This is a genomic window from Bacillus sp. 16GRE42 (assembly GCF_019837435.1).
GTDB classification, from domain to species: Bacteria; Bacillota; Bacilli; order Bacillales; family Bacillaceae_G; genus Bacillus_A; species Bacillus_A wiedmannii.
On the sequence record NZ_JADAXF010000002.1, the window covers coordinates 522,309 to 535,092 of the forward strand.

The window sequence follows — 12,784 nt, forward strand, 5'->3', positions numbered from 1 at the left end:
GGAAACTGCAATATGGGTTGTTATGATTTTACTATATTAATATTATACATAGGGAAAAGTCTGTTAATGGGAGGAGAGTTTATACTACTTTTAGAAGTTTACAGTAGGCATAAAAAAGATGTACATAACATTACGTATATACATCAGCTTATTAATACGTCCTTTATAAAATCAAATTTTAATCTATATAAAAACCCATCAATACGTCATCTCCATACGATCCATCTTCATATTTAATTTGTTTTCTTTGTCTTCCTTCTTCTACAAATCCCATACGTTTGTACACCTTAATCGCTCTATCATTAACAGAAACTACGCCTAAACAAATTTTCTCTAAACCCTTCTGCTCTTTAGCCCAACTAATAAGAAATTCAATTAGTTTCGTACCAATGCCTTGATTACAGTACGCCTCCCTAATCCCCATTCCCATTGTACCTGCATGTCGTAAGCGTTCTAGTTCATATCGATTGAAAATTAAAAAGCCAACCACTTTTTTATCTACTTCATAAACTATGTAAAGATTACCTTTTTCATTACTTTTCCGTATCTTTTCTCTTTCTGCATTCATATCATTTGGTAATTTCTTTGGAGATACTATGAAAAACTTTGTAGTAGTTTCCGATAATATAATTTCTTTTCTAATATCTATAATTGATTCTGCATCAACCTCTTTTGCTAACCGTATCATTGAATCACCTCGTACTTTTTCTTTTTAAAAATAATATTACAACTATAAAACGTTCAATATGCAATATTACATATTGAGAATTTTTTTACTCTTGATACAATATTCATATATCAAAATAAAAGGAATGTATACAATGAATCCAATTTTAACAGCTGCAAAACAACTATTACATAAAGACGAAGTTATTATATCTACTTTAAATTGTTCACTTACTGGCTATATGATTACGCATAAAGTTCCGCATCCAGGCATGCTACTGGCTACTAATAGAAGGCTTCTCTTTTATGGAAAGTCTAAAAATACATTCATTGCCGAATTCGAGTATAAAAAAATTGTATCTATAGAAACGAAGAAAAGAATCTTTGATAAAAAAATAATATTTTACTATGAAGATGAATATATAACGTTGGGATACATTACAAGTTTAAATATTGAAGAGTTCTTAGACTTACTAAAAAAATGCACAACTAGCTTAAACTCGTAATCAGTGGGGATTTCCCCGCTGATTCATTATTTTAACTCCTCCCACTTCGTCCACACTTCTCTCCCGTTTATACGGTACATATTATCCTCTCGATCCATAAACCCATGCACAATAAACTCGCGTCTAATTGTACAAAAATCATCATGATATTGTTTTATAAATGTATTAATTTCTGTTTCTGTATATTGATTTTCAGTATTTAACTTGCTAACTAAATGCTCTAACAATACTAGTTTTTTCTTCTTTTGACCTGGAATCGATTTTAGGCGGTCCTCTTTATCGAAAAAGTTACGAATCGTCGTATCCCTGAATTTCATTTTACTTTCGGTCATTTTGTTATCCTCCATCTGTTTTTATGTACTAAAACTTTTTATTTGTCTTTACCGTTTTTCTTCATTCTTTCACTTATAACATCCATAAGGTAATACCCGCTAATTAGCACATAGTAAACTAAAAGTATTCCTAGTGCATCTTTCATATTTATATATTTTTCTTTGTGAAACAAGATAGGTGAAAGGGCGTAAACAAGAAAGATGATTAGCGGATTTACGATGAAATAATAAGTAAGATTTCCTCTCATCATATCAGCTCCTCTACCCTATGTTTCTCTGTAAATTGTTGTAATTCCTTTTCACTTTTAATCCTCTCCTCCACACTTTTTTAATTTATTCATCATCTTTATACTTGTAACTTATTATTCAAATCAATAATTTCATATGGTAAATTATGTTACAATTAACTTATACATACTTTGGAGGGTACATAGTGAAAAAAGCTATTATAGTATTAAGCATCCTATATCTGATTTTAACTGTACATACAGGAGCTGTTTTTTTAGGAAAAGAAGATTATAGAAGTGCTATCAATACATTAAAAAAAACGGAAGAAGTCTCTTCATTTCAATCTGCAAAAGACGGTGTAATTTTATTAAAAGGGACGTTAACTACTGCGCAACCTATTACAGAAGAAAAACTTCAAAATAAAGAATTCGCACTCCTTGAAATTAATACGTATAAACGCCGAAAGGCAAATTGGATAAACATTGATACTGAGCAGCATATTGCAAAGCAACTCTTATTAAACAATGAAACTCTTCCTACATTAAAAGAAACCCGTTTTTCAATGGAGCCAATTACACTGTTAGGAAAAGATATTTCTGCCGAAGATTACTCACTAAAAAAGGATGATACTCAATTAACAATTAAAGGTAAGGGCTACCGATATACAGGAATAGAAAACAAATCAGATACTCTTATTTTTGGTATAAAAAAAGGCGATACACTTGAAGGCTATAGTGGCTCAGAAATTCTAATAGGAAAAACAAAAGAGGATATTGCCAGGAACATGAAACTATATACTTTTGCTGAAAGATATGGTCCATTTGTTTGGATTGTAGCTACTATTCTCCTCATAAGTGTTGTTATACACTTGTTCCGTAAAAATAAAAAAACAAATAAAATTTCTCATCCAATAAAATAAAACCAATAAAAAAGGCACCTTTTCAGTGCCTTTTTTATTGGTCTTATTTACGCTTCAACCGATTGGTTTTCCGCAATATTTCTAAATTGTCGTTTGTGCATCCAAGTTAAGGATGCGATTGTTCCAAGTGATAATACCACGATGAAAATCATGAGTATTCCTACGTTTTGCCACATGAAGTTAAAGTCTCCACTTGATACGACTGCTTTCAATCCTGATACAGAGTATGTCATCGGCAACCAAGCATTGAATGGTTGTAAAAACTTCGGAATCAATTCTAGTGGGAATGTCCCAGCACTTGTTGTAAGCTGAATAATCAATGTGATGATGGCGATGAAACGCCCTGCATCACCGAATGCTGTTACTAAACATTGAATTAATGCGATAAACGCTAAACTTGTAACGATGCTAAAGAGTATGAAATACGGAATACTTTGTACTTCTACACCTAATCCGAATAGTAATATAATATCTGCTACTATCGCTTGAATAATACCGACTGATAGTAACACGCCGAACTTACTAATAAACCAGCTAAATCCTGATTTCGGAACACCGACTGTATCACTTAATGGATATACGATAGATAATAATAATGCCCCAACGAATAAACCGAGTGATAAGAAATACGGTGTAAATCCAGTTCCGTAGTTAGGAACTTCCGCCATTTTCTCTGTCTTCACTTTTACAGGACTTGCAAACATATCATACGTTTTATCCGTCCCTTTTACTTCACCAGTTTTCTCTGCTCCTTCGCCAAGTTTCTCAGCAAGTTCGCCTGAACCGTCGTTTACTTTCACGAGGCCATCTGTTACTTTTCCGGATCCGTCTGCTAGTTTATTTACGCCGTCGATTAACTGGGTTGAGCCTGTTGACAATGCACTTAACCCTGTTGTTACTTGGCCAGAGCCATTTGCTAATTGCGTTATTCCGCCTGACATTTGGCCCGCTCCTGCAGATAATGTACCTAAGCCGCCTGTTACTTGGTTTGAGCCGTCTGCTAATTTGGATACTCCTACAGATACTGTGCCTAAACCGCCTGTTACTTGACCAGAACCATCTGCTAATTGATTTACTCCTGCAGATAATTGCCCTAATCCTGCTGTCACTTTTCCAGAGCCACTTTGTAATTGCGTTACTCCATCAATTAATTGAACTGATCCATCTTTTAATTTATCGGCACCTATTTTTGCATTATCTAATCCCTCACCAAATCCATGAAACTTACTAACAAATTCATTTTGTGCGCTCGTTAGTTTCTCAATACCACCTGCCAGAGTTTTTATCCCTGCTGGATTTGGTAAGTTGTTTTGCAATCCATTTGTTTTTTGATGTATTTCACCTTTTACTTGTTTTACTTCTTCATTTAATTTATTTGTTCCACCTGCTACTCCGGCAGCTTTTTGCTGAACTGTCGCTGTACTTTTTACAGCACTTGTTATGAATGGTTGTAACTGCTCTTGATATTCTTTTGGTAAGCTTTCAATTTGCTTTTGTAAATTCGCTACATCTTGTGCTGCATTTTTTGCATCTCCTGCTGTTGATTGCGTAAGTTCATGTAACTGATTTACATTCGCCCCAGCTCCATCTATTTTCTCATTTACTGTATTCAATATAGAAGGAACTTTTAACTGCATTTCCTCTAAGCCTGCAGCTGACTTTTGTACGTTACTATTTAAATCTTGCAAACCCTTTTGGATCGCTTGAGAACCTTCCTCTAATTGACTTTTCCCTTCAACAAGTTTTCCCATACCATTTGATAGGTCAGTTGTTCCTGCTTTTAATTCACCGGATTTACTTACTAATTTGTTCAAGCCACCGGTCACTTTCTCAGATCCATCACGCAATTCACCCGTTTTGCTATTTAACGTATTTAAACCGTCTGTTACTTTGCCCGAGCCGTCTACTAATTTCCCGATACCTGCATTGCTATTTAGTGCATGTAAACCATCTGTTACTTTGCCCGAGCCATCTACTAACTTTCCGATACCTGTTTGCATCTCACCTGTTTTGCTGTTTAACGTATTTAAACCTGCTGTTACTTTCCCAGATCCATCAAATAGTTTCCCTACACCTGTCTGTATCTCTCCAGACTTCCCTTGAAGTGTATGAAGGCCATCCGTCACTTTACTTGAACCATCATGCAGCTCACTTGATCCGTCGTGTAGTTCATTTGCTCCTTCTGCCCCATCTGCTAACCCTTTTGAGACATCTTGAATGGAATCAAACATTTTCTCTGCGTATGTTTTCGTTAACGTACTTGATACTTCACCTTTAATTTTTTCAATGGCTGTTCCGCCAATTTGTGAAGATAAAAAGTTTAAGCTTTCGTTTGGAATGTATTCTAAGTTTAATGGTTTTGGATCATCTTTTAATAACGTTGTAGCGTTACTTGAGAAGTCATCTGGAATGCGTACTAACATGTAATACTTTCTACCTTCCATTCCTTTTTTCGCTTCTTTTTCACTTACAAATTCCCATTTAAAACTTGTATTATCTTTTAAGTTATCAACGAGGCCTTTTCCGACCTCAATTGGTTTACCATCAAATACTGCACCTTTATCTAAATTGACTACCGCCACTGGTAAATCATCTAACTGTTTATACGGATCCCAAAAGGCCCATAAAAACATACCTGCATATAAAATCGGTACGAATAAAACCGCGATAATTGGAATTAATATTTTTTTACTTTTTATAATTTCAGTAAACTCTTTACGAAGTAACTGATTCCATTTCATCATTTCTCCCCCTTTTCTAAATGACCGAATTGTTCATTTGGTCATTTTCTCCCAAATAAAAAGGCTATACTTATTCATACATATGCCTTATCCCCGAATTTATACTATGCAACTGTTCCTTAATATGAAGTAAATATTTATATTATCCCTCCTAAAATAAATGTATGACCGTTTCGTTCAAACAGTCACTTTTTATAATAATAAAAGGATTATCTTAGTTTGACAATCCTTTTAATAAATAAAGTTCAAATAATTCTGCAATTTTTTCTTTTTCTAGCGGTTTATGATTTTTTTCCCAATCAAAAATAAGAGATACGTATAAGCGAAGCATAATAAATGCTGTAATTTCTGGATCACATTTGCTAATTTCACCTTTTTCAATCGCAATCTTTAAATACGATTGAATGACAGAAACGATTTCCACATCTACTTGTTGCATCACTTCTTGTACTTCTTTCGTTCCCATATCACGCTCTTCTTGAATTAACTTAATCATGAGCTGATGTTCTTTTCTGAATTCTAATATGCTATATAATGCTCTATGTACATTTTCAAAAAATGAAACATCTGAACGAATTGCATTTTCTGCAACTTGCTTCATTTCTGTAATTAAATTAGAAATAATTTCACCAAATAGCTCTTCTTTATTTTTGAAAAAAGTATAAATCGTTCCTTTTCCTACATTCGCTAACTTCGCTACTTGATCCATCGTTGTTGCTTTATAACCGAACGCTGAAAAAGACTTTGTTGCAGCTTCAATAATAGAACGTTTTCGATCTATCGCCACATCGTCACCTCCAAAAATGACCAATTGGATAATATAGTCAATCAGTACATCTTTGATATTACCACACGCTTACATTCTATACAAGTTCTCTTTTTTATTATTTCCAGTATAAAAAATTCCAGTCAAATTATATAATACTGTCCATAGTGTATCAAAAAGAATGCTTATATGGAAAGCAAGAATATATTCATAATAATTGCTGGCTAAATCCCACTAGAAATTTAATAAAATAGTCAGTGTTCTTAAAGCAAAAAGTTTAAGAACACTGTCTTTTATTTTGACATAGACAGTAATATTTTCTCCATCTCTTTCTTAGTTAGATCATCATCAATTATCTCTTCGTATATCTTTGTATCTCTTGTAAAAATATCATTTACTATTACAATTTGATACTCACTATTCTTACCTTGTGCTGGTACAAACATTTTGAGCCCTTTTAACTTACTCTCTCCTCCAGAATATTTATTATAGACCATTGTTTTTCCGTCTAAGCTATAATTTACTAAATTCTCTTCTCCAGGCATCATATAGTGTAGTGGATCCTTACCACCATTAACATTACCATCCATATACATCCTTGACTGATAAATTGTAAAACCATATTTCCCTTTTGTATATTCTGATTTAGTAACTAATTCTACATCTCTTCCAAAATATGAGTCAGCCCATTCTCTCTTTAATTCATAACCTTCAGGTATATAAGTCGGCTGCTTAATTTGAAACGGTACATGTTCTTTTGCTTCTTCCATAGTATATGTTAAAGACTTCTGCAATTTATCATTAAAAGGGTTTAATTTCTTCTGAATACTAGCTAATTTTTCTTGATCAGTTTTATTCAAACGTTCAAGATTAATTTCCTTTGTATCTCCATCATAATTCTCAGGCACATTTTTCTTAACCATTGCTTGTTTCTGAATTTCACTAGCCTCTTTAAATAATTGGACATATTGTTCAAATTCTTTTTTTGTAAAATTCTTCTCTGCCAAATACAAAAGATCTGTATCTCTTTTATATGACTTTATCGACATACCCCATTCTCTACTTGCATTCTCTGGTGTACCATATACGGTTTCTATCGCTTTTTCAAATGCCGCTTTAGATTGCTTGTTTTCTACAACCTTTTCCTTCTGTCTTTCATCTCCCTCAGTTATCCTTGCATTTAACAAAAAACCGCCTGCTATAGCTGCTATAGCAATAACGCCAAGTAAAGACAGACGATACGATTTCTTTTGGAATTTTTTAATCATAACGATTCTCCTTTTTAATGTTCGTTTATTTCTACTTAAATTTGCTAGGCTTGGTACTTGATAGGAATAATGTTCTAAAAGGGTAATAATTGTATGGCCGTATGCAATTTGCTCCTCTTTATCTATAAACGTAAGCGCATATGCATCGCAGGCTAATTCTTGATCTTCTCGCATACAGAAATAGGCGTACCAAAGAATCGGATTGAACCAATTTAATAGGAGTAAACTGTACATAATCCAATTTACAGCTACATCGCTTCTTTTAATATGAGCTAACTCATGGTAAAAGACATATTGTAATTGTTGCTCATTTAATACTTTCATATGTTTTTTTGATAGTAATACTTTCGGGCGAAAGAAACTAAAAACCGTTGGACTTGCAATCTTTCCTGCAAAACGTAATGAAACTGCCTTCTTCATTTTCATAGACTGCTTACAGTGATTAAACACTGTAGCGACCTGTTCATCCGTAATATCCGGTTGTTTCTTTATGTAAGAATACAAACGTCTATTTGTAATAAACGTCATGACTACTAATATGATTACTCCAGCTAACCAAACATATAGAGCAACTTTGTATACAGACAATGTAGCCTGTCGTTCCGAACTCACGTTTACTTCAGGTTCGCTATTTTTTGTCACGGTTTCAGCATTGGATTCTACTTCTACTGTCTGTTTTATCTCGTTATTCACTGTATTCTCATGTAAAGGTGTATTTTTTTGAATAACTTCCGATACACTAGAACTATAGGAAAATAATGAATAAATGCTATAAGAACTATCCGGTGACCACGGTAAAAGGAGTCGTATCATTAGTACGATCCACAGCATATATTGCCACCGGGGCGTTAACTTATTTCTAAATAAAACTTTTATACATAAAATAAATCCAACTAGTATACTCGCCATAAGTGACGTTTCTATAAGCCAATCAAAAAAATGAGGAAGGTATACATTTATAAGCATGTCTTTCATTGTTATCTATCCTTCCTCTTATTCTCCTCTGTCTTCTCATCTAAAATGCGTTTCAGTTCATTAATATCTTCTGAAGACAATTTTTCCTCTTTTAAGAAATTAACAAGTAATGGCTTAAACGCTGCGCCGCAAAAACGCTTTAGCAAAGATTTCGTTTCAACTTGTAAATAATTATCTTGTGATACTAACGGATAATAAGCATACATACGCCCTTTATCTTGATGATAAGAAACTGCTTCCTTTTGTACTAACCGATTAATTAATGTACGGATTGTTTTCGGTTTCCAGTCCATTTCATCTTCTAGTACTTCTATAATTTCATTCGCTGTTTGTGGAGAATTAGACCAAAGTACTTTCATAATTTCTAATTCCACTTCAGATATTTTAGGTAATTGATTTGTCATAGTATATTTCACTCCTTAGTATTACATTTGTAATCTGCAATTAAGATTACAAATGTAATACTAAATTGTCAACCATATTTTAGAAAATATAATTTCCGTTAAACCTTACTTAACGACAACAAATTTCCCTTTTTTCAAATAATCAAATAAAAAAACAAGAAAATCTTTACATTTAATAGTAATATAGAAAATAGACAAGTTTATCAAAATAGTGGAGGCTTTTTCAGTCATGATGCGTGCGCTTCGTTTAAATATAAAGCAAGCTTTTTGTAGTCGTATTTCTTTAATTATGATGCTTAGTGGATTCGTTCTTATTTGCATCTATCACTATTATTATGTCATTCGTTATTTAGGCGACGCTGCGAATGGTCCTATATCAACAGATTTAAAATGGATTGGATTTCGCGACAATGAAATGGATGTTTATTTATTATTAATGCCAGTTATTGCGAGTTTCCCCTTTAGTACAAGTTACAATTCGGATAAGTCAGATGGTTTTAAACCATTTGTGAGTAAAGGGATTTCTATATTTCCTTATTCAGTAGCGAAATATATCGTTACGTTTTTTTGCGGAGGATTTCTTTATACATTTCCATTCATCTTATCGTTATTATTTTGCAAATTAACCATTCCAGACGGAACACCTACGATTGGTTCAGGCATCATAAATGCTGATGGAATGTTCGCAAACCTATATTTCGATGCGCCTCTCACTTACATTACTGTATATATCGGAATTAATTTTTTATTTGCAGGTTTAATGGCCCTTTTAGGACTTGCTGCATCTGTATGGTCACAAAAAGACTATATGGCCATTCTCTTTCCATTCGCAGCTGCCTCCATTCCGTACGTCCTGCTAAATACAATACTTCCTTCAATAGGCGGAGCACCTATTCATTTATATGATCCGAAACAACCATTGCAAGGCATGTCACCGTACATTTTAATGATGCAATGTGCTTTCTTCCTTTTCGTTAGCTTACTTATGTATATACAAGGAGTAAAGCGGGATAGAAAAAAATATAGAAGAAGACTGCAAAAAAGAGATCGGTGTAGAAAAGCGTTTCAAGCAATTTCAGACTAAATGATTGTACGAATAAGAGCGTAATTCCCTAAGTTAGCTTAGAGAATTATGCTCTTATTACCATTTACATTTATCACTCGTATAATCATCTCCCCTTTACGGCGTACCTGCCAATCCCCATAAAATAACGACCGCTGTAAAGTAAATCGCTTTAATACCTACAACTGAACATAATAAAATAATTGCATATTTACTTAGTTCTCTTCTTGCGCCTATTAAAGTAAAAATGACTGCGAAACTAAATGTTACATAGGAAGATGCTGTATGTATTAAGTTATACGTAATGTCCAAATTTTGAGTAAGCCCCGTTACCTCCGCTACAAATTGGAGCATGACGATCGTACAAAACAAAATCGCAAGCTGATTCATTAATTTTCCATTTAACCATGCTTGCATCTTTAACCTCCTCATTATAAAAACTGAATTTTTAATTAATTCTAACATGATTTTCACAGAAAAAGAACGCTCAGCATATCTCTAAGCGTTCTTTCATGACTATTTAAGAAGCTTTCTTCAAATCAATTTGAGCAAGTACTGGGTCATGATCACTTACACGTCCATGTTCTTTCATAATGTTTGAGTTTAAGTGTACTGGATCTACAATTGTGTATGGTGCGATGTTGTTTGTTACTAAAATATGATCTAACACTTGTGCATTTCCTTCATGAATGTACGTGTAGCGGTTCTCTTTCGGCACTGTGTTTAACATATTCTTTAAGTTTGTTCCTTCTAGTGCTTTTAGTGGTTTAGCAAACTCAAAATCGTTCATATCTCCTAACACAACAACTGGTGCATTTGTGTTCTTTTTCTGAATTACTTGTACAAATTGATTTACTTCTTGCGCTAACTGAATTCGTTTTTCTTCACTCTTTAATACGAGCGGCTGCACTTTTCCAAATGGCGTTGCATCCCCTATTTTTGAGTTTAAGTGATTTGCAACGACAACAACGTTTTGTCCTTGGAACGTAAATTCTGCTGCAAGCGGTTTACGTGTACTTTCAAATAATGAACTTTCGTCTCCAATGCGAACGACATTTTTATCAAGTAACTTCGGTACTGCTGCTAATTTCACGCGTGATGGGTTGTAGAAGAAACCGACGCGAATATTCGCTCCTGGTGCTCCCCCGTCTAGATTATTGTTCGGAGCAATTTCTACATACTCATACTTCGGTCCACGAATTTCTAAAACTGCATCAATAATACGTTTTGCACTTAACGAAGCATCTGTTATACCATCATTAATCGTTCCGTTATTATCTTGCATTTCCTCTACACCGATAATATCTGGCATTTTTAAATTGTATTTAATAGAATACGCTAACGCTTTTACTTTTTCATCTGTTGTTTCTTTTTTATTCGCCGAGAAGTTTTCAATGTTATATGTAGCAACTGTTAACTTATCAAGACGAGGCTGAATATTCGCTCCTACTTGCTTAAATCCACCGTCCACTACTGATGGTAATTCCGTTATTGGCGAAATGCGGAACGAACCGTAATCATATCCGACTACCCCTGTTATATCTCCAGTGAAAGTATCTCCTACTTTTGCTACATAATCACGAGGGACTTTTACAGAAAGACGCTCTGGATTTAATTGATTTTCATCTAATACAGGTGTGCCATATTTCGTTACGACTTTATCTCCACCATTTTCTACTGTTACATATAAATTCCCGTTTTTCTGAGGTGCAATAATTTTTGGTGTTGGCATCGTAACGCGCATACCTTCTATACTTTCATAAAAGTCGATTGCATCTTCATTTGGATCAAATAAACCGAATGCATCATTATCGATGATTTGATCAGGGATTTTTACACCGTTTTCTCCAAGTACAATCGGCGCTGGTAAAGGTTGATCTTTTGCAATTACAGCAACGCGGCTCGCCTTAATTTCCGTCGTTGTTAAATCTGTGTCAAACCTTTCTGCATATCCAGGCCCAACATATTCTTCTACTTCTCCATCAACTTGAATAAGATCTCCTACTGCTACATTCGCATCTTTTTTGTATACGTACATACCTTCTGAAGTAGCTGGATCATTATCCGGCTGATTATCTTCTATATAAAAACCATTTTTATCAAGCGCTGTTACAACGCCTTCCACATTGTATACTTTCTTTCCTTTGTAGGAAGAAATATGTGATTTCCCTTGAATATCATGAATACGAACTGGTTCATTATTTACGATAATAAATGAAAATGTTGAAATGGCTGAAGAAGTAAGCCCTTCTTTCTCTGCAATTGCTTTAATCACACTATTTTCATTCACTACAATTTGTCCGTTATAACGAACACTCTTATTTGTAGGGTTAGAGCCATCTAACGTATAGTAGATTGTTGCTCCTTCTGTATTCGTTGTTAATGTTACCGCTGTTCCCTTCGCAACTTCTCCGCTACCAGGCGAAGCTACTACATCGCTAACACGGTTTTGTCCTTCCCCTTGAAACTTATGAGCTGTTACCGATTTTAAACCTGGGCTACTAAAATATAATTCAAGCGTTCCTGTTAAACTAACTTTCTTCCCGATATTTTCTGGATGATCTTTCACGTTTACTACCGCTCTCACATCGCCTTTTGGCAACTGAACAGGCATGATTTTGTCTGGATTCGTTTCATTTGGCGAATCCGCAATTGCTACGTTTGTATCATCAAACTTAGCAGGATCTTTCGTGTATTTAGAAGGACTTTGCGTATATCCAACGATGTATCCTTCCACTGTCCCCTTCGTTTTCCCTTGCTGCTTAAATACTTGAATTGCTTTTTCTACTGACATAGAAGTATTTTCTTCTGCTTGTACTAAAGTTCCAGTAAATGAAAGCAATAGTATGAATGATAAAAAGACACTTAACAATTTCTTCACAGTCATTTTCCTCTCCCTATTTCATATTTTCTCAG

The 12,784-nt window shown here is 34.2% G+C and carries 12 protein-coding genes; 3 read left to right on the forward strand and 9 right to left on the reverse strand.

Annotation, left to right across the window (positions count from 1 at the left end; translation table 11 throughout):
* Positions 1–178: 178 nt before the first annotated feature.
* The gene (locus ILS93_RS15020) at positions 179–688 is read right to left on the reverse strand and encodes a GNAT family N-acetyltransferase (RefSeq protein WP_064476871.1); all 510 of its coding nucleotides are present in this window, start codon (positions 686–688) and stop codon (positions 179–181) included.
* Positions 689–812: 124 nt separating this feature from the next.
* On the opposite strand from ILS93_RS15020, the gene ILS93_RS15025 reads away from it, so the two are divergent.
* Entirely contained in the window at positions 813–1,172 is a 360-nt protein-coding gene (locus ILS93_RS15025) for a PH domain-containing protein (protein ID WP_222660788.1), read from the forward strand.
* A gap of 26 nt (positions 1,173–1,198) precedes the next feature.
* Here ILS93_RS15025 and ILS93_RS15030 read toward each other — a convergent pair whose 3' ends face one another.
* Together ILS93_RS15030 and ILS93_RS15035 are read right to left on the reverse strand one after the other, a co-directional pair.
* Positions 1,199–1,504, reverse strand: a complete 306-nt coding sequence (locus ILS93_RS15030) for a DUF2087 domain-containing protein (protein ID WP_064476873.1) — start codon at positions 1,502–1,504, stop codon at positions 1,199–1,201.
* Positions 1,505–1,542: 38 nt separating this feature from the next.
* A complete protein-coding gene (locus ILS93_RS15035) occupies positions 1,543–1,755 on the reverse strand; it encodes a hypothetical protein (protein ID WP_002096814.1) in 213 nt (70 codons plus the stop codon).
* Between the two features lie 143 nt (positions 1,756–1,898).
* On the opposite strand from ILS93_RS15035, the gene ILS93_RS15040 reads away from it, so the two are divergent.
* Positions 1,899–2,651 (forward strand): hypothetical protein, encoded by a 753-nt coding sequence (locus tag ILS93_RS15040; RefSeq protein ID WP_222660790.1) that lies wholly within the window; start codon positions 1,899–1,901, stop codon positions 2,649–2,651.
* A gap of 47 nt (positions 2,652–2,698) precedes the next feature.
* Here ILS93_RS15040 and ILS93_RS15045 read toward each other — a convergent pair whose 3' ends face one another.
* The 4 genes from ILS93_RS15045 to ILS93_RS15060 form a co-directional block, all read right to left on the reverse strand.
* Entirely contained in the window at positions 2,699–5,392 is a 2,694-nt protein-coding gene (locus ILS93_RS15045) for a YhgE/Pip domain-containing protein (protein ID WP_222660792.1), read from the reverse strand.
* Positions 5,393–5,606: 214 nt separating this feature from the next.
* Positions 5,607–6,179, reverse strand: a complete 573-nt coding sequence (locus tag ILS93_RS15050) for a TetR/AcrR family transcriptional regulator (RefSeq protein ID WP_061883872.1) — start codon at positions 6,177–6,179, stop codon at positions 5,607–5,609.
* Between the two features lie 272 nt (positions 6,180–6,451).
* Positions 6,452–8,401: a M56 family metallopeptidase gene (locus ILS93_RS15055; RefSeq protein ID WP_064476876.1), complete on the reverse strand. Its 1,950-nt coding sequence runs from the start codon at positions 8,399–8,401 to the stop codon at positions 6,452–6,454.
* Between the two features lie 2 nt (positions 8,402–8,403).
* A complete protein-coding gene (locus ILS93_RS15060) occupies positions 8,404–8,805 on the reverse strand; it encodes a BlaI/MecI/CopY family transcriptional regulator (protein ID WP_098102763.1) in 402 nt (133 codons plus the stop codon).
* A gap of 229 nt (positions 8,806–9,034) precedes the next feature.
* Between ILS93_RS15060 and ILS93_RS15065 the strand changes: the two genes are divergently transcribed.
* Positions 9,035–9,889 carry a hypothetical protein gene (locus ILS93_RS15065; RefSeq protein ID WP_098102762.1) on the forward strand — a complete coding sequence of 285 codons (855 nt, stop codon included), beginning with the start codon at positions 9,035–9,037 and terminating at the stop codon, positions 9,887–9,889.
* A 96-nt stretch (positions 9,890–9,985) separates the two neighbouring features.
* Here ILS93_RS15065 and ILS93_RS15070 read toward each other — a convergent pair whose 3' ends face one another.
* Together ILS93_RS15070 and ILS93_RS15075 are read right to left on the reverse strand one after the other, a co-directional pair.
* Complete coding sequence (locus ILS93_RS15070) at positions 9,986–10,285, reverse strand: hypothetical protein (RefSeq protein WP_098102761.1); 300 nt, start codon at positions 10,283–10,285, stop codon at positions 9,986–9,988.
* A gap of 103 nt (positions 10,286–10,388) precedes the next feature.
* Entirely contained in the window at positions 10,389–12,755 is a 2,367-nt protein-coding gene (locus ILS93_RS15075; protein ID WP_222660794.1) for a DUF6359 domain-containing protein, read from the reverse strand.
* Between the last annotated feature and the right edge of the window lie 29 nt (positions 12,756–12,784).

What these genes read in the sequence shown, in the direction of transcription:
- ILS93_RS15020 (WP_064476871.1), bottom strand. Translation starts at nt 688, where the DNA reads ATGATACGGTTAGCAAAAGAGGTTGATGCAGAATCAATTATAGATATT.
- ILS93_RS15025 (WP_222660788.1), top strand. Translation starts at nt 813, where the DNA reads ATGTATACAATGAATCCAATTTTAACAGCTGCAAAACAACTATTACAT.
- ILS93_RS15030 (WP_064476873.1), bottom strand. Translation starts at nt 1,504, where the DNA reads ATGACCGAAAGTAAAATGAAATTCAGGGATACGACGATTCGTAACTTT.
- ILS93_RS15035 (WP_002096814.1), bottom strand. Translation starts at nt 1,755, where the DNA reads ATGATGAGAGGAAATCTTACTTATTATTTCATCGTAAATCCGCTAATC.
- ILS93_RS15040 (WP_222660790.1), top strand. Translation starts at nt 1,899, where the DNA reads ATGTTACAATTAACTTATACATACTTTGGAGGGTACATAGTGAAAAAA.
- ILS93_RS15045 (WP_222660792.1), bottom strand. Translation starts at nt 5,392, where the DNA reads ATGAAATGGAATCAGTTACTTCGTAAAGAGTTTACTGAAATTATAAAA.
- ILS93_RS15055 (WP_064476876.1), bottom strand. Translation starts at nt 8,401, where the DNA reads ATGAAAGACATGCTTATAAATGTATACCTTCCTCATTTTTTTGATTGG.
- ILS93_RS15060 (WP_098102763.1), bottom strand. Translation starts at nt 8,805, where the DNA reads ATGACAAATCAATTACCTAAAATATCTGAAGTGGAATTAGAAATTATG.
- ILS93_RS15065 (WP_098102762.1), top strand. Translation starts at nt 9,035, where the DNA reads ATGATGCGTGCGCTTCGTTTAAATATAAAGCAAGCTTTTTGTAGTCGT.
- ILS93_RS15070 (WP_098102761.1), bottom strand. Translation starts at nt 10,285, where the DNA reads ATGCAAGCATGGTTAAATGGAAAATTAATGAATCAGCTTGCGATTTTG.
- ILS93_RS15075 (WP_222660794.1), bottom strand. Translation starts at nt 12,755, where the DNA reads ATGACTGTGAAGAAATTGTTAAGTGTCTTTTTATCATTCATACTATTG.